General features: G+C 44.1%; 13 protein-coding genes. 12 read left to right on the top strand and 1 reads right to left on the bottom strand.

Annotated features, from left to right (window positions below):
- Window positions 1-347: 347 nt before the first annotated feature.
- Together GZK95_RS18945 and GZK95_RS18940 are read left to right on the top strand one after the other, a co-directional pair.
- A complete protein-coding gene (locus GZK95_RS18945; protein WP_075715685.1) occupies window positions 348-950 on the top strand; it encodes an acyl carrier protein phosphodiesterase in 603 nt (200 codons plus the stop codon).
- Between the two features lie 52 nt (window positions 951-1,002).
- Complete coding sequence (locus GZK95_RS18940) at window positions 1,003-2,262, top strand: DEAD/DEAH box helicase (protein ID WP_075715686.1); 1,260 nt, start codon at window positions 1,003-1,005, stop codon at window positions 2,260-2,262.
- Between the two features lie 53 nt (window positions 2,263-2,315).
- Here the strand turns inward: GZK95_RS18940 and GZK95_RS18935 are convergent, their stop codons facing one another.
- Window positions 2,316-3,023 (bottom strand): TetR/AcrR family transcriptional regulator, encoded by a 708-nt coding sequence (locus tag GZK95_RS18935; protein ID WP_075710944.1) that lies wholly within the window; start codon window positions 3,021-3,023, stop codon window positions 2,316-2,318.
- A gap of 151 nt (window positions 3,024-3,174) precedes the next feature.
- On the opposite strand from GZK95_RS18935, the gene GZK95_RS18930 reads away from it, so the two are divergent.
- From GZK95_RS18930 to GZK95_RS18885, 10 genes are all read left to right on the top strand, one after another.
- Window positions 3,175-4,251, top strand: coding sequence for an efflux RND transporter periplasmic adaptor subunit (locus GZK95_RS18930; protein ID WP_075715687.1), 1,077 nt, complete (start codon window positions 3,175-3,177; stop codon window positions 4,249-4,251).
- 1 nt (window position 4,252) lies between these two features.
- Window positions 4,253-5,308, top strand: coding sequence for an efflux RND transporter periplasmic adaptor subunit (locus GZK95_RS18925; protein WP_075715688.1), 1,056 nt, complete (start codon window positions 4,253-4,255; stop codon window positions 5,306-5,308).
- Window positions 5,305-8,364, top strand: a complete 3,060-nt coding sequence (locus GZK95_RS18920) for an efflux RND transporter permease subunit (protein ID WP_075715689.1) — start codon at window positions 5,305-5,307, stop codon at window positions 8,362-8,364. Before GZK95_RS18925 ends, GZK95_RS18920 begins: the two co-directional genes overlap by 4 nt.
- 645 nt (window positions 8,365-9,009) lie before the next feature.
- Complete coding sequence (locus GZK95_RS18915) at window positions 9,010-9,750, top strand: SDR family oxidoreductase (RefSeq protein ID WP_075710936.1); 741 nt, start codon at window positions 9,010-9,012, stop codon at window positions 9,748-9,750.
- A 10-nt stretch (window positions 9,751-9,760) separates the two neighbouring features.
- On the top strand, window positions 9,761-10,975 hold the full coding sequence (locus GZK95_RS18910; RefSeq protein WP_075715062.1) for an acetyl-CoA C-acetyltransferase: 1,215 nt from the start codon (window positions 9,761-9,763) through the stop codon (window positions 10,973-10,975).
- 25 nt (window positions 10,976-11,000) lie between these two features.
- Window positions 11,001-11,348: a phasin family protein gene (locus GZK95_RS18905; protein ID WP_075710932.1), complete on the top strand. Its 348-nt coding sequence runs from the start codon at window positions 11,001-11,003 to the stop codon at window positions 11,346-11,348.
- A gap of 59 nt (window positions 11,349-11,407) precedes the next feature.
- Window positions 11,408-13,198: a class I poly(R)-hydroxyalkanoic acid synthase gene (gene phaC / locus GZK95_RS18900; protein ID WP_075715064.1), complete on the top strand. Its 1,791-nt coding sequence runs from the start codon at window positions 11,408-11,410 to the stop codon at window positions 13,196-13,198.
- Between the two features lie 273 nt (window positions 13,199-13,471).
- On the top strand, window positions 13,472-13,984 hold the full coding sequence (locus tag GZK95_RS18895; protein WP_075715066.1) for a lipocalin family protein: 513 nt from the start codon (window positions 13,472-13,474) through the stop codon (window positions 13,982-13,984).
- Between the two features lie 299 nt (window positions 13,985-14,283).
- Complete coding sequence (locus tag GZK95_RS18890) at window positions 14,284-15,345, top strand: S41 family peptidase (protein WP_161987233.1); 1,062 nt, start codon at window positions 14,284-14,286, stop codon at window positions 15,343-15,345.
- 461 nt (window positions 15,346-15,806) lie between these two features.
- Window positions 15,807-18,317, top strand: a complete 2,511-nt coding sequence (locus tag GZK95_RS18885; protein ID WP_075715068.1) for a sensor domain-containing phosphodiesterase — start codon at window positions 15,807-15,809, stop codon at window positions 18,315-18,317.
- Window positions 18,318-18,353: the final 36 nt, after the last annotated feature.

The raw sequence follows: 18,353 nt of genomic DNA, 5'->3' as shown, positions 1-18,353 counted from the left end.
TTGCAAACGTTTGCTAGAGGTGTCGGTCATAATCACGGCATTTGGTGCTTTTGCCTTTAAAAAAAATGTCATATAAAGTGGGTAAAAAGGAGATACCACTAGTTCACTGGTGGCGTAAATAATGATTTAAGGAGGTCCTTATGTGTGACCAGTCGTTAAATGACGAAAGCTTAGAGTTGCTCGATGCGTTAGAGATCGGCATTAATCTATCGGAGTATCAAACCAATGCTGAAGAGAGCATTGACGAAGCATAACTCCCAACCTCGATAGTCCCTAAAACAGATAGCCAGTGCAATCGCGCTGGCTTTGTGCTTTTATTAGGGGAGTTTGTTACCGCGTAGGTTTCTATGAACTTCCTTGCCCACCTTCACATTGCCGATAAGTGCCACTCGAGTTTTCTTGGAAACCTACTTGGTGACTTCGTTAAAGGCGACCCTGATAAGCTATATCCACTCAATATTGCCCGTGGAATCCGACTACATCGCTTTGTCGACAGTTTCACTGATGCACATCCAGTAATGCGTGATGCCAAGTCTCTGTTTCCTGCAAAGCAGCGGCGTTTTGCTGGGATTGCGCTTGATGTGATGTGGGATCATTTCTTAGCCACTAAATGGTCTCAGTATCATAATCAAGCGCTGAGAGACTTTTGCCAGTACGCTGAGCGAGACATCGCGACAGAGCAAGCGTTAGAGGTGGTGAGTGTGCCTCAACGCTACAAGTTAATGACAACACGAATGTGGCAAGGGCGATGGTTAGAGTCATACCGAGAGTTGGACAATATAGAGTTTGCCTTAAGTCGTATGTCTCAACGGTCAGAAAGAATGCAGCCGCTCGCGGATTGCTTTACGCCTATGGCGACCAATTATCAGCAATTGGCGGTTATGTTTGACGATTTTTATCCGAATCTACTCAATGTGAGTCGGGATTTTTATGTTAACTCTGGTAACTAACAGTGGCTTAAGTATAGAATCCACACCGTTCAAAGATTAGGTAACAATTAATATGTCACAAGCATTTGCAGATCTTGGCTTGGCTACTGAGCTAGTTGAGACATTAACACAACTGGGTTTTACAACCCCAACCGAGATTCAGCAACAAGCGATCCCTTACGTGCTAGACGGTAGAGACGTACTCGCTGGTGCTCAAACTGGTACAGGTAAAACGGCTGCGTTTGGTTTACCGATTATTCAAACCTTGCTTGAGCAAGGTGGTGAGCGTGATGCGCAGCGCAATGATGTCCGCGCACTTGTTCTGGTACCAACTCGAGAACTTGCCCAACAAGTATTTGATAACCTGACTGCCTACGCCCAGTCTACATCGTTAAAGATTGTGACTGCCTACGGTGGAACAAGTATGGGTGTCCAAGTTAAAAACCTTGCTGGCGGTTGTGATATTTTAATCGCGACACCTGGGCGTTTGCTTGACCATATGTTCTGTAAAAATGTCTCTTTACAAAACACTCAGACGTTGGTTTTAGACGAAGCAGACCGTATGTTGGATATGGGCTTCTGGCCTGATCTTAAACGTATTTTGTCAAAGATGAACCGTGAGCATCAGACGCTATTCTTTTCAGCGACTTTCGATAAGAAGATTAAAGACATTGCTTACCGAATGATGAACGATCCCGAAGAGGTGCAAGTTGCCGCGGAAAATAGTACTGCGGATACGGTTGAACAAATGGTTTTCCCGGTTGATAAGAAGCGCAAAGCTGAGCTTTTGGCTTACCTGATTGGTTCACGCAACTGGCAACAAGTTTTGGTATTTACCAAAACCAAGCAGGGTAGTGATGCTCTTGCGGCTGAACTGAAATTAGATGGCATTAAAGCGGCATCAATCAACGGTGACAAGAGCCAAGGAGCGCGTCAGAAGGCGCTTGATGATTTTAAAGCAGGCAAAATACGTGCATTGATTGCGACGGATGTTGCGGCACGTGGCTTAGACATTAATCAACTCGAGCAAGTTGTGAACTTCGACATGCCTTTCAAAGCGGAAGATTATGTGCATCGTATTGGACGGACTGGACGTGCAGGTAAAGCTGGCTTAGCCATTTCCCTAATGAGCCGTGATGAAGAATATTTGTTAGAAGCTATCGAGCGTTTGTTAGATCAACGATTGCCGCAGCAATGGTTGGAAGGCTATGAACCAAGTCTGATTGAGGAAGTGGTTGATGACAGAGCACCAAAACGTAAAAGTCGTTCTTCGGATAAAAGAAGAATGAAAGCCAAAATGAAAATTCATGCGAATCGAGGCAAACGTCGATAATTCTCAAAGAAAAAGCCAGCTGAAAAGCTGGCTTTTTTCTCGAAGACTCATTTTTACAGAGCGCATTCTTTGGCGTATACAAGTTCAGAAATTGATTTTGGATTCAAAACTTTGTCCGGATCAACTTGCAGTCGATGCGCCATGATTTTATTGAACATTTGCCAGTGATTTAGCAGGCACTGTTCAATATCGTCAGTTTCTTCAGACCAAGTTTGCAGCATAAACGGTGTCAAACTTGCAGCACCGTGTGCGTACATAATCATTTGCCACTTTATTTCCCAAACATTGATCGGTGTTTGTGGGTGCTCTTGGTTATATTCATCGGCGATGGCATCAACAACCGCTTGAATCTTACCCGACTTATCTACGAAGTAATCCAGCAAAGCATCTTCTTGTCGCACGGCATCGGCAATCAGTTGAATTGGCTGCTTGCTAACCAACATATGTGCTAATAGGCGCACGGCAAAAATATACATCTTCTCATTGGCGGGTAGCTTGTGCGGCATGTTTTCAATGATGGTATGAATGTAGCCAATCATAAACTCTTGTAAACAATCGCTGATTGCGTACCAAATCTTCTCTTTACTGCCAAAATGATGACGGATCAAACTATGGGAGACACCAGCTCGCTCGCTAATTTGTCGCAATGACACTCGTTCGTAACCAAGTTCGCAAAACATGTTTGCAGCGACTCTCAATATATCTGCTTTGGTTTTGACTGCGTCCTGTGCGCTTCTACGCCCTTGTTTTCTTTCGATCATCTGAAATACCAACCCTAAATTACGCCCTACTTTTACCAGAAAATAGTCCAACTTTCATCATTATATATATTGTACAAGTGGAAAATATAGTTGATCTCTCAATGTAAATACTTATACTGCACGAATGTATAATAAAATGTGTAGACAAGACATGCCCAAAAGGACATTTATATCGACCCATTTCATTCGCTGCTTCAGTATTGCCGCGTTTGGCCTGTTTGTTGTTGGCTGTACTCCCGCAAACTCGGAAGAGCCACGCAATGTGGTACAGCCAGTCAAGTTGTTAGAAATACCTGATATCGACGTGCCAAAGCTTGATTCATTTATTGCTGAGATAGACGCGACCGACCGAGCGACACTTTCGTTTCAAGTCGCGGGTGAAATCGCGCAAATAAAAGTAAAAATGGGTGAGCAAGTGACAGCGGGAGCGCTGCTAGCAGAACTGGATCCTACTGACTATCAACTTGCGTTAGATGCTAAGCAGGCTGAGTATGAGTTGGCGTCTACTGCGTTCCAACGCGCTTTAGCGCTGTATAAACAGAAACTGATTAGTGCGGATGTGTTCGATCAGCGAGAAGCTGATTTTAAAGCCACTAGTGCCGCTTTAGCTCAAGCCAAGACAAACCTCGCCTATACCAAAATTACCGCACCATTTGATGGAGTGGTGTCTTGGTCTTGGGTAAAAGAACATCAGGTTGTTGCCAATAATCAACCCGTACTCAATCTGATCAATAACGATGTAATGGATGTAGTGTTTAGTGTGCCAGTAAGCTACGTCGAAAGGTACGGATTACAACATATTGCGAGTTCTGATCTTGGCGTTGTTATGGATATTCATCGCTCCGTGATCATTCCTGCGCAGTTCAAAGAAATCTCCACTCAACCAGACCTAGACATCAACAGTTTTCGAGCGACCGCGACCATTGTACGTCCCACGGAGCTCAATCTCTTTTCAGGTATGACGGCACAGGTTCAATTACCTAACCCGACTACAGGTCTGGGATACAAGATGGCAGATACAGCGTGGATCAGTCGCACTGACCACTCAGGGAAGCTGTTTCGATTTATACCAGAGTCAAAAACCATTGAATCTGTGGAGGTTGTTCTTAACGATGAGGGGCTTATTGTCGAAGGTCTAAGCGGCGGTGATCTAATTGTTGAAGCGGGTGTCGCACAGTTGGCTCACGGTCAACAAGTTAAAGCGTGGCAGAAAGAGGCAGGGATTTAGCATGAATTTATTTAAAACTTCTCTGTTGCTGATCACCACTGGCGTTTTGGCTGGTTGCCAAGTCGAGACTGTTCATCGCGAAAAGCCGAGTTTGGTTGTTGATATGATTCAAGTTAGCGAGCCAATTTCATCGCAATTCCGAGTGTTTAATGGGGTTGTCGAACCTGCCGATGTTACACCACTTGCGTTTAGAGTGGATGGTGAGTTGAGTGCTGTGTTTGTCAAAGAGGGTGACAAAGTTAAGCAAGGGCAAACTCTCGCAGCGGTCGATGACAATCGTTACCAGCAGCAATTAAACAATGCTCAAGCTCGATTCGATCTTGCTCAACGCCAACTTGATCGTGGCAAGGACTTACTGACACGCAAAATGATATCTGATGCGGAATATGACGAGTTAACGGCGACCTTCAAACTGGCGCAAGCAAATCGTCTGACAGCATTAACGCAATTGAAATACACGCGGCTTAAAGCGCCGTTTGACGGCGTTGTTTCCGCTGTCGGCAAAAAGAACCATGAGAGTGTTGCTCTGGGTGAAAGCGTGTTGAGTTTATATCGGGAAAGTCGACTTCAGGTGAAAATCAACGTTTCAGACAGTGTACTTGCCATGATGACTCCAAGTGCACGTGCCCGCAATTATCACCCAGAAGTTGCTTTTGCTGGGAGCGAGCAGCGCTATTCGATGCGTTACTTAGAACATACTAGCGAGTTGCACCCACAGACTCAGTCTTATGAGTTTTGGTTAGAGCGGGCTCAAGTCACACCAACGATTTTACCTGGTACTAGTGCGTCAGTGTTCGTTGATATGGCAGCAGCTGGGATGAATGTTCAACAAGGTTACCTTGTACCAATGACGGCGATAGATAGTGGTACCGCCAAGTCTGAATTTTATGTCTGGAAGTCGGTGGATAACACCGCCCAACGACATCGGATAATCGTGGATCAAATTGTCGGTTCAGGAGCAATTGTCTCGTCAGGAGTGAAACAAGGGGATGTCATTATCAACTCAAACATTCGTAAATTACGTCCGGGTATCAATCTTAAAGGAGTACAACTGTGAACATTGCTGAGTACTCGATTAAAAATAAGGTCATCAGTTGGCTGTTTTTGGTTATTCTCGCTGTTGGTGGGTTGATATCGTTTATGGAACTGGGACGTTTAGAAGATCCCGCCTTTACGATTAAAGAAGCGATGATTATTTCAACCTACCCAGGGGCGAACTCTCAAGAGGTGGAAGAGGAACTTACATACCCACTTGAGCAAGAAATCCGCAAGCTACCTTATATCGATAAGGTCACCTCAACGTCTTCTAATGGCATGTCACAGATTAAAGTGGCAATGGAGATGACTTATGGTCCTGATGAGTTACCTCAGATTTGGGATGAAATGCGTCGTAAAATCAATGACCTAAAACCGAGTTTACCAAGCGGAGTGACCTCTGTTCAGGTTATGGATGATTTTGGGGATGTTTACGGAATCATGCTGATGTTAACGGGGGATGGGTACGACTATATCGAGTTAAAGCGTTATGCTGACTATTTGCGTCGTGATCTGGAACTGGTGGATGGCGTAGGGAAGGTCTCAATTGCAGGAGCTCAACAAGAACAACTGTTTGTTGAAGTCTCGTTGGAGCAATTGGCGGCGTTTAACCTAGATATGTCGACGGTAGTGAATCTGTTAAGTCGACAAAACAGTGTTCAATCTGCTGGTGAGGTGATGGTAAATGGAGAGAGCCTAACAATTCGCCCGAGCGGTACTATGACCAGTGAGCAGCAACTGGAAGATCTTATTATTCATGGTAGAGACACAGGGAATCTGATTCGCCTAAAAGATGTCGCAAAGGTGACAAGGGGAGTGCAAGAAAAGCCCACAAACGTGCTGACATTTAACGGTGAGCCTGCGATAAACCTCGCGATTTCATTTTCATCCGGCGTCAATGTAGTCGATGTAGGTAAAGCTATTGAAGCAAAAATTGATCAACTTGAGTCAATCAAACCTGCGGGAATTAGCCTCAACTATTTCTACAATCAATCAATGGAAGTCGATAAGTCGGTCTTTGATTTCGTAATTAGCTTGGCGGAAGCGGTCGCAATCGTCATTGTGGTACTGCTGTTCACTATGGGCGCGCGTAGCGGCATTATTATTGGCTTGGTTCTACTGCTCACCGTATTTGGGACCTTTATTTTGATGAACCAGTTTGAGATAGAGTTACATCGAATCTCACTTGGGGCATTGATCATCGCACTGGGTATGCTGGTGGATAACGCGATTGTTGTCGTGGAAGGAATACTCGTTGGAATGAAACGAGGGCAGTCTAAGTTACTCGCGGCAAAGAACATCGTTAAGCAAACGCAATGGCCGCTGTTAGGTGCGACCATTATCGCGATCACCGCTTTTGCGCCTATTGGTTTATCCTCTGATGCCACGGGCGAGTTTATGGGGTCGCTGTTCTGGGTGTTGTGTTTCTCGTTGTTCTTGAGTTGGGTGACCGCAATTACGCTAACTCCGTTCCTTGCTGACCTACTGTTTAAGGAGCAGTTAACACAAACGACAGAGAATCAAGACGACCCTTACAAAGGGATGTTGTTTACGATTTTTGGTGCTGCATTAACTTATGCACTGCGTTTTCGTTGGCTGACGGTAGCGACCATGCTTGCTCTTTTGGTTTCAGCAATCGCTGGCTTTACTATGGTGAAACAATCGTTCTTCCCACCATCAAATACACCGATGTTCTATGTCGATGTATGGATGCCTGAGGGCACCGATATTCGAAGAACGGTGCAACAAGTACAACAAGTCGAGCGCTACATTCGTGAACAAGATAATGTCGAGTTTGTGACCTCATCTACAGGACAAGGTTTGCAACGCTTTGCCCTTACTTATCAACCAGAAAAGAGCTATGAAGCCTATGCTCAGTTGCAGGTACGAACTATCGATAGACAATCAATGTTTGAGGTATTGCGTCTGTTAGATAAAGAACTGCCACTTCGGTTTAACAAGCCTTCATTTCAGTTCAAGTTGATGGAGTTTGGTCCGTCTCCGGCGTCCAAAATTGAAGTTCGTATCACGGGGGCGGATCCGCAAGTGTTGCGTTCACTCGCGATACAAGTCGAGGATATTCTGCTTGATGACCCAGGAGCGCGCAACGTGCGCCATGACTGGCGCGAGAGAACCAAAGAAATAGTGCCTGTCTTTAACGAATCTAAAGCACGACGTTTGGGCATCTCAAAACAAGATCTTTCTGAAACTTTGCAAATGGCATTTGGTGGCTCAAACATAGGTGTACTTAGAGATGGGACGCATCGACTGCCGATTGTTGCACGCTTGCCTGAGCAAGAAAGAGTTGATTTTGAATCTTTGGCGAATGCTAAGTTATGGAGCCCAACGCTACAGATATATGTTCCAATTGAACAGGTGATTGATGGGGTTACTTTAGAGTGGCAAGAGCCATTGATTCAACGCCGTGATAGAAAACGCACACTTACGGTGCTCGCTGACCACGATGTGTTGGGGGATGAAACTGCGGACGCATTGTTTAAACGTATTAAGCCGCGAGTTGAATCTTTAGAGTTACCTCAAGGTTATGCGATTACATGGGGTGGCGAGTATGAATCCTCAAAAGATGCTCAAGATGCACTATTTGGGTCCTTGCCAATGGGTTATTTGCTCATGTTCATCATTACCATGTTGCTATTTAACTCTGTGCGTAAGCCATTGGTGATATGGATGACTGTGCCCCTATCTATTATCGGCGTCTCTATTGGACTTTTGTCTACAAACATGCCGTTTAGCTTTACAGCCTTCCTTGGTCTACTAAGCTTAAGTGGAATGATCTTGAAAAACGGCATTGTTTTACTTGACCAAATTAACCTTGAGTTAAGTTGCGGGAAAGAGAAATATCAAGCGGTCTATGACAGTGCTATATCGAGAGTTAGACCCGTCAGTATGGCGGCTATTACCACCATATTAGGGATGTTACCTCTCGTATCTGATGCATTTTTTGGCTCAATGGCGATCACAATAATGGCAGGCCTCGGCTTTGCTACTATTCTGACACTGATTGTAGTGCCAGTGTTGTTTGCCATTGTATATCGAATCAAACCATCCACTGCCTAAAGGATTTATCCGATTCGAATTTGCCAACCCAGCCCAGCGCTGGGTTTTTTTATGTGTCTCGATTTCCACGTCGTTTTCCTTGAGCTCTAGTCAATGACAACGCTCTGAATCCTGCATCTTGAAGTCATCTAGGTATAAATAACAATTCTATTTTTAAAACACATAATTGAGGATTATTAGTGACGTATTGAGTGACTAAATAATTGTTTAAAACAGGGGTTGTTTATATTTGCTGCGATAATTCATGCTGTCGATTAATAATAAAATTATCAAGTGTCATGATAAGTGCTTGATAGAAAGTGAAATGAACAAGGAAATGATGAAATAAAGCTGCGAAATAAAAAGTCATTATTTATCATTGGCTTGCACTGCTGGTCTTAGCAGTTTTAATTTAAATATTTATTTTAATTCAATGGGTTACTCAGATTTAACATTGATATAACATTTCAGCCTAATGAGATCTTGCTCAACTTTGGATACATTTTTTGGAAAATTATTTGAAGTGTCACAATTGCCGATTAGTTTTAAATATAAAGGAAGTCGAAATATATCGGCACTAACAAATATTAATAATTTACGCATATTCTTCATATGCGTGATTACTTCACATTTGTAATTAACTTGCTGTTAGACATGGAGTCTTAAATGGAAAAGATCGCTTTGATCACAGGGTCAAAAGGCGGGATTGGATCTGCAATTACCTCTCAGTTAGTGAAAGATGGTTACAGAGTTATCGCCACTCACTCAACCGGCAAACGAGAGTGTGCGCAAAAATGGTTTGAAGTAAATAAATTTACTTCTGACCAAGTGCGTTTATTCGAGCTTGATGTCACTGATACACAACAATGTGCTGAACGACTGAGGCAGTTGCTAGAAGACGAAGGAACCGTGGATGTGGTTATCAATAATGCGGGAATCACCAAAGATGGCGTATTCAAAAAAATGACCGCCCAATCTTGGAAAGATGTGATTGATACCAACCTAAACAGTGTGTTTAACGTAACTCAACCTCTTTTCGCGCCAATGTGCGAGAAAGGCGGTGGGCGAGTCATCAATATTTCGTCAGTTAACGGGATTAAAGGTCAATTTGGGCAGACTAACTACAGTGCTGCTAAGGCGGGCATGATCGGTTTTACCAAAGCGCTAGCCGCAGAAGGTGCACGAAGTGGTGTGACGGTAAACGCTGTGGCTCCAGGTTATACCATGACTCCGATGGTAGAGATGATGAAGCCGGAAACTCTGGATTTTATCAAAGGGCAAATTCCGATGGGGCGCCTCGCCGCGTCCGATGAAATTGCAAAAGCAGTCAGTTTTTTAATTAGTGATGCAGGCGCATACATTACAGGCGAAACCTTGTCTGTGAATGGCGGCTTGCACATGCAATAAGGGGTTGGCTGTGGAAAAAGTATATGTAGTTTCGGCAAAACGAACTCCCATTGGCGCGTTTGGTGGTTCATTAAAAAATATCAGCGCGGGTGATTTAGCGGCGGTAGCGATCAAAGCGGCGTTAGAAGAGGCAAACGTTGCAGCAGGCTTAGTGGATGAAGTGATCGTTGGTAACGTAATTGGAGCAGGGCAAGGGATGAGTGTTGGACGTCAAGCCGCCATTTATGCCGGTATTCCCGATACAACACCAGCCTACTCACTGAATATGGTATGTGGTAGTGGCATGAAAACCGTCATGGATGCGGTGAGTCATATTCGCTCTGGAGATGGAGAGATTATCGTTGCGGCGGGTGTTGAAGTGATGTCGCAAATTCCTTTTATTGTACCGAGCCAGATTCGTGATGGGCACAAGATGGGCAACATGTCACTGACAGACTTGTTGATCAATGATGGTTTGACTGACGTGTTTAATCAATATCACATGGGCGTGACAGCAGAGAATGTGGTGAAAGAAGTGGGCTTGACTCGTGAGCAACAAGACCATTATGCGTTGGAAAGCCAGCAAAAAGCAGTGGCGGCGATAGAGGCCGGCAAGTTTGTCGCGGAAATTGCGCCTGTTGAGGTAAAGCAGCGTCGAGAAATCGTGACGTTTGATACCGATGAGTATCCCAAAGCTAACGCAACCCTTGAAGGTTTACGAAAACTGCGTCCCGCCTTTGATAAGGAGGGCAGCGTAACGGCTGGCAATGCATCAGGCATCAACGATGGTGCCAGTGCGATTATTCTTGCTAGCGAGTCGGCGGTGGAGAAACACGGTTTGCGTCCTATCGCGGAGGTCGTCAGCCATGCACAAGCCGGCATCGACCCAAGCATTATGGGCTTAGGCCCGGTGCCAGCGGTAACTAAAGCCTTGTCTAAAGCAGAGATTACGGCTCACGATATTGATGTCTATGAGCTTAACGAGGCGTTTGCGGGGCAAGCGCTGGGCGTTATCCATCAGTTGGCAGACCAACATGGGCTATCCGTTACTGAGATCTTAGACAAAGCAAACAAGAACGGTGGAGCGATAGCATTAGGTCATCCGCTGGGGGCGTCAGGCAATCGAATTCTCGTTACCTTAATACATGAACTTAATCGAAGTAGCGGCCAGTACGGCGTTGCCTCTCTATGTGTGGGCGGGGGCATGGGCACCGCTGTTATCGTTAAATCTGTCGAATGGAATTAATTCAAGAAAACTAGGAGTTAGCAAAATGTATACTGATTTTTTTAAAAACTTTAGCGATCAAACTGAAAAACAACTTGAGCCGTACATCAAGTTCAATAAGTTGGTGACAAAAAACGTTGAAGTTGTCACTGAACTGCAACTAAACGCCATGCGCACATACAGTGAGATGGGTTTGACACAAATGAAAGCGGCAAGTGAAATCAAAGACGCGCCATCACTCGCGACGTTTAACTCTCAGCAACTTACGGTACTTTCTAAGCTGTCTCAGCAGATGATGGATGACAGCAATAAGCTGCAAAGTATCGCCAAAGAATTCAAAGAGGATGTAGAGAAGCTTACATCGGAAAACCTTAAGACAGTGAATCCCGCATAGACACTGACTAAGCTTGCCGCCTTTCTTAGGCGGCTTTTTTCCGATCTAAGGAGTCTCACATGTTTCAACACTTCTTTTCGGATTACCTTGTTAAGCTCCAAGAAACCAATCAAAAGTGGTGGGAGGATCTAGAGCTCAACAGGGCATCCGTAAATACCCCGTTTAATAAGGCAATGCAAGAAGTCAACTTTGAAGATACGGCATTGTTGTTTGAAAAAGCGGCAAATCAACCGACAGCGCTAATGGAAGTCCAAGCTCAGTGGTGGAAGCAGCAGCTAGATATTTGGCAAAACGTGGTGTTGGCTGGCAATACAGATTGTATTGTAGAAGCTGAAAAGGGAGATAAACGGTTTAGTAACGATAGCTGGCGTAACGAGTTGGTGTTCAATTTTATCAAGCAATCCTATTTGCTGTTTGGTAAAACCTACCTCGATACTATCAACAGTATTGAAGGCATTGATGATAAGACAAAGGAGCGGTTGGCCTTTTTCTCTCGACAAGCCATCAATGCGCTTTCACCGAGTAATTTTATCGCGACTAACCCTGAGCTTCTAAAGCTTACCATCGAACGAAATGGCGAAAACTTGCTGGCTGGTCTGGATCAACTGAAAAGTGATCTGGATGCGAGCTCTGATATCCTCAAAGTTCGCATGACAAACAATAACGCATTTCGTGTTGGTGAAGATATTGCGAACACACCGGGTGATGTCGTGTATCAAAATGAGTTGTTTGAACTGATCCAGTACCGACCGCTCACCGAAAAGGTGCATAAAACGCCGTTATTAATTGTGCCTCCATTCGTGAACAAGTATTACATACTCGATTTACGTGAGAAGAACTCAATGGTTCGTTGGCTACTTAATCAGGGACACTGTGTGTTTATGATTTCGTGGCGAAACCCTGGCGTTGAGCTGCGAAGCGTCGACTTTGGTGACTATGTGACTGAAGGGGTGGTAAAAGCGGTCTCTGCGATTGAGGAGATTACGGGGCAGCCGCAGATCAATGCAGCAGGTTACTGCATCGGCGGGACTGTACTGGCATCTACAGTGGCCTACTATGCCGCGAAGCGGATGAAAAAACGTATTAAGAGTGCCACCTTCTTTACCACTTTGCTGGACTTCTCTCAACCGGGTGAGGTTGGGGCGTATATTAATGAACCGATCATCAATGCCATTGAAGTTCAAAACAACCTAAAAGGGTTTATGGATGGGCGCTCGCTCAGCGTTACCTTCAGTTTACTGAGAGAGAACAGCCTCTACTGGAACTACTACGTTGATAACTATCTCAAAGGGCAAAGCCCGGTAGACTTCGACCTCCTTTATTGGAATAGTGACAGTACCAACGTCACTGCACCCACCCACAACTTTATGTTGCGTCAGCTCTATCTTGAGAACAAGCTAGTTCAAGATAAAGGCGTGAAAATTGGTGGTGTATGGATTGATTTGGATAAGATCAAAATCCCAAGTTATTTCATTTCTACTAAAGAAGACCATATTGCGCTTTGGCAAGGTACTTATCGAGGAGCGCTCAAGGTTGGTGGTAACAAAACCTTTGTTCTCGGTGAGTCCGGTCATATTGCGGGTATCGTCAATCATCCTGATAAAAGCAAGTATGGCTTTTGGGTCAATGAAAGTTTAGAAGATACCGCTGATGAGTGGCTTGGTTCAGCAAGCCATCATGAGGGTTCATGGTGGGGTCATTGGAACCAGTGGCTAGTTGGAGCAACGCCTGATGAGTTAATCGAGCCATTTGCGCAAGGCAGTGAAAACTATCCAGTGCTAGGCAGTGCGCCGGGAACGTATGTTAAGCAGGTGCTTCCTGTCGAGCCAAAAGAGACCAGCGAAGCTTGACGGTATGATTAATTAATAGGGTAGTAAGATGATTAGAGGAGCGCTGCTCCTCTTTTTTTATCTGCACTTTTAGAGTTGCGGTTAAATTAGTGATAACTAGATCTCAAATATGCTTCAAACTTGGCAAATTAAGCGAAGAAGAAATCAACTTAGCCCTTAAAGTGTGGAGTACGTATTGTGCATCATTTGTAAAAACGCATCAGTGTGCGTTGTTATTGTTAATTGTCTTGATTGTTGCATAGTTCGGTTCGCGAATGTATTTAGGGAGAGTTTATGAAATTCGTGGTTGTACTGTTAGGTATGTTGTCGTTGTCTGGATGTTTAGGTATGCCTGAGAGGGTGAAACCCGTCGACAATTTTGAGCTTAGCCGCTACGAGGGGAAGTGGTACGAGATCGCTCGACTCGACCATTCGTTTGAAGAGGGATTAGAGCGCGTTACCGCAGAGTACTTACCGCTTGAAAAATCAGGCGTTGCCGTGATTAATCGTGGTTACGATCCTGTAGAAAAAGCGTGGCAACAAGCGGATGGCAAGGCGTTTTTTGTCAATCGTGATGACATTGGCCACTTGCAAGTCTCATTTTTTGGGCCCTTTTACAGCTCTTATGTTGTGTTTGGTTTAGACAAGGAAGACTACCAGTATGCGTTTGTTTCCGGCCCCACGCTGGATTACCTTTGGTTGTTAGCTAGAACCCCGCAAGTGCCTCAATCCGTTATTGATCAATTTATTGAAGATGCACAATCTCGTGGGTTTGATACCGACAATTTGATTTTCGTAAAACATTAATCACGTAATTCGTTAGGCAAACGGTCCTTGTCACCTGATTTGATACCTAAAGACCGTTTTGTTCAAGACCGTAGTGGTTGTAGGTTGCCTTGATTGTTTCTCTGTCAGTCATGCTCTTTTGCTTGCAATTATTCTCGTCGCTTCAAGCGTTTGCCATGTGTAATGGTAATGAAAGAAAAGTGTAATATTTTGTCAATAATGCAATGGGTTGCATTGGCGTGTCTTAATTACGTGTTATTATTCCGTTCACTCATAGTAAAACTACTTATTCATCACTGCAGTTGATGCTTTATGGGGAGATGATGTTTAAAGTTTGTCCATTGTTGTTGTCTTTTTTAACGCTCTATTCGAGTTACTCCTTAGCCCAAACGGCTTCTTGTGACTATGCATTGCAAACACTCTCTAATACGGTAGAAGAGAACTATGCAGGCTTTGCAGATAAAGACCGTTCACATATAGAGTTGGTTAGAAGCCAAGTCGATGAACAGATAGTTGGGGTATCAACGCGGCAATGTGTTAAGTATCTAGATATTTGGCTCGATGCATTTGCAGACCCGATAATGCATATTGAGTTGACCCACGATAGCCAAACGTTGCCTCCGGATGTAAGTGCCGAGCAGGCAAAAGCTCCTCAGTTTGATTGGTTGTCAGATGATGTGGCATTGCTGCGTCTGCCATCCTTCGATTACCAGCACCATCGCTACCTGCGACAGCTAATCTCCCAGCACTATCAGCGTTTACAAAATACCGAAGGGTTAATTATTGATCTGCGTGGCAACGACGGCAGTAGCTTTGTCGCTATGTTCGCCGTACTTGAGCTGATAGGTACACACGAATACCATTCCATGTGGCACGTTCTCGCATCAGAGGACAATACCCGATACTATCAGCAGCTTGTAGAAAGTGATCTCAAAGAGCAAAGTCCAGCGGTTTATAACCTGTTTATCGCTTTGCTTGAGGATATGACAAAGTATCCCAATACTTGGATAGAGTTTTCATGGCCCCAGGTGGCATCTGACAATCAGTTAACTCATCTTCAGCGCGTGTTTGTAGTGCAAGATGAGAGGGTAGGGTCAAGTGCGGAAGAGTTCATTTTAGCCACTAAGGGCAGCCCTAAAGTAGTGACTTACGGGCATAGAACTCAAGGAACGTTAGACTACGGCGTGCCGGTTCCTCACCACGTAACGGATCTTTATACCGTGCATATTCCTTCACAAAAACGCATTTGGTATCAGCAGGAATCGATTGTATACAAAGGACTGGCACCGGAGGTGTTGATGGACTTGTCTACCGGACGTGTGATTCGTCAACTACATCAGGATATGCTTGAACAACTTGAGATGAAACGTTCGATGAATTGATTTGGCTTGTAGACAAGGAAACGCACTCTTCGGAGTAAGACTGCTGCGGGACTTTTCTGGCAAATAGATAACCATTTCACGTTGTAATTTTCCTTGTACTCGAATCAGTAACAATGCTCTGAGATTCTAAATCTAGAGCTAATTTGACTATAGATACACGGCAGACTGTAAACTGATTCGCGACTTACTGAGCAAATATAGAGCAGTCGATATTTCTATATATCGATTTGATCCATGTCCCCGCAGCTTGTAGATAAGGAAACAAACTCTACCACTGGGTGAGAAAATCTAGCAAAAAATTGATATAGATAACTGAATTGACGTAATAAAATTGTGGTAATTTTGTTATTCAGGTTATCATGTTGTAATTGGAGTCGATTTGATATGGGTTTCCCAGACCAATAGATTCAACGTCAATAGCACTAAAGTTTTAACTAGATTGATATAGGGGTAGATTCACAATGGAAGTACTTGTTAATGAGGTCATTCGTGCACATGACGAAGACGATCTTTATTGGCGCTGCTTGAAGGAAATCTACACTCAATATCAACCTTCACATTGTGTTGTCGCTGAGTTTGATGTTGCTCAGAATCAGGCCATCACTTTGGTTTATTTGATTGATGGCAAACGCGCAAAGAACATTCGTTATAGCTTGGTCGGAACACCTTGTGACAATGTTAGAAATGATCGGAACATTTGTCGTTATAATTCTGATGTTCAGCAACAGTTCCCTGATGATTTTGCCCTACAAGAACTGGGTATAGAGAGCTATTATGGCGTGCCGTTGTTGAACCAAGAAGGATGCATTGTTGGTGTGCTCGCGTTACTCTATTCCACACCTTTAGAACAACGTACGTTTGATGATGTTTGGCTGCGCACTGCGGGTTTACTGATTGGCAAAACCATAGTCCAGCAGCGACTGACCCGAGAAAAAAACCAGCTGCTGGCGCAATTTGAGCGTTCTGAACATATTACACAATCATGCTCTTGGAATTGGGATGTCACCTCAAACCAGTTTACTTACTCAAACAACTTAAAATCGATGTTTGCTGTTGCTGCGAGTTGCCAGCTCAGTTTCGATACTTTCTTTTCAAATTTCATTTTCCGTTCTCCTCGACGTTATGCCCAATTTCTTTCTGGTGCAATTACACCCAGTTCAATCAGCAAAGTGGTGATTGACAAAGAGCATACCAAGTGTGGCTTGGTATTAGAGTTGACCTTCTACAAGTCATACAGCGAGAAGGGCGAACTGAAATCTATTGAAGGCAATATAAAAAATATCACTGACTTTTCTCAGTTGGAGAATAATCATCTGATTGCGACCAAGGTCATTGAGCTTTCCAGCAATGGGGTCATTGTTACCGATGAGGATAACCGAATCCGACACATGAATGCCAAAGCTGAGCAAATCACTGGATTTAGCCAGGGGGAAGTCTATGGGAAATCACCCAGTATTTTCCGCTCCGGTATGCATGACAAAAAGTTTTATAGTGCGATGTGGCATCAAATAGGGCGAACTGGACATTGGTCGGGAGAAGTATGGAACAAGGCGAAAACAGGCGCGATCTATCCGGAGTCATTGTCTATTTCTGCGGTGAAAGATAACAACGGTATCGTTAAGAATTACATCGGTATTTTTGATGATATCAGCGACCGGAAGCTGATGGAAAGTGAGTTGCTAAAATACAAGAATAAGCAAGATTTTACTGGCTTGCAGACCAGAACTAAGTTTATGCAGTACTTTGATCAGCACAAAGATCTGATTGTGGTGTTACTTGATATTCATCGTTTTTCGGCAATCAACAACCTTTATGGTGAGAGTTTCGGCAATAAAGTGCTGCGCTATGTCGGTTTGCAGCTCTATCGGAATTTCCGCGGTGGGGCGGTGAGTGTTTGTCGTTATGCAGCGGATCAGTTTGCTCTCGCATGGCATATTGACAACCTCGACGACATCGAGACTTTGATTGATGAGATCCGTACTCGAGTTGAAAAACCGTTTTACATCGATGGCCGCTTGATGAAGTTACATATAAACATGGGATACGCAATGCCAGAAGATATGGCCAACAGTACCCATTTAATGGCAAAAGCTTATTACGCTCTCGATACGGCTAAGTCGCAACCCCATCCAAGTACAGTACGTTATTCGATCTTTTTGGAGAAGAATATCGGAAGAAAAGAGACTCTTGGCATTAAGCTAAAGCAAGCGATTGATGAGGCGCGCCTGCATGTTGAATATCAACCTATTTATGATTTGGTGCAGAACAAAGTCGTCAAGTTTGAAGCACTCGCACGATGGACTGAAGGTGACGAAGTCATTTCCCCATTTGAGTTTATTCCTATTGCTGAGGAGTTTGGTTATATCAGTCAACTGGGCGATCTGATTTTGAGTCAAGTGTGTCGGGATCTCACTCACCTCAAACGGCTGGGATATCAAGATGTGAAGATTTCAGTCAATCGTTCGATAGACGAGTTGACCGATGAAAGCATCGAGAGTTGTTCAATATTAGAAATTTTACACAGCTTTGGACTCAGTACATCCGATATTATTATCGAGATCACGGAGTCTGTACCGTTGGAGGATAAGCCAGAAGTTCAAGAACTGCTGCACTCATTGCGTCATAAAGGATTACAACTAGCACTTGATGATTTTGGTACAGGTTTCGCTTCGTTCTCCAACTTGATGAAGAATAGCGTTGATATTCTGAAAATCGATCGTTCATTTATTCGTAATATTGAAAGCGACAAAACCAATGCTGTTTTGGTGCAGTCCGTCAATATGTTAGCAACGCAACTGGGGTTGGATGTGATTGCGGAAGGGGTGGAAACTCAAGAACAACTGAACTTGCTAAGCGAGATGGGCTGTCGATATATCCAAGGTTACTTTATCAGTAAACCGGTATTACTTGAGCAAGCTAAAGGTTTTCTCACCGACGAATATACAATGTCAGGGTTGGCATCGATAGTTTAAGAGGAGTACTGAGCGTACTCCTCATTTCTAGTTCTT

This window comes from Vibrio panuliri (assembly GCF_009938205.1).
GTDB classification, from domain to species: Bacteria; Pseudomonadota; Gammaproteobacteria; order Enterobacterales; family Vibrionaceae; genus Vibrio; species Vibrio panuliri.
The sequence above is the reverse complement of the archived record's forward strand: the minus strand, read 5'-3'. Positions and strand labels throughout refer to the sequence as shown.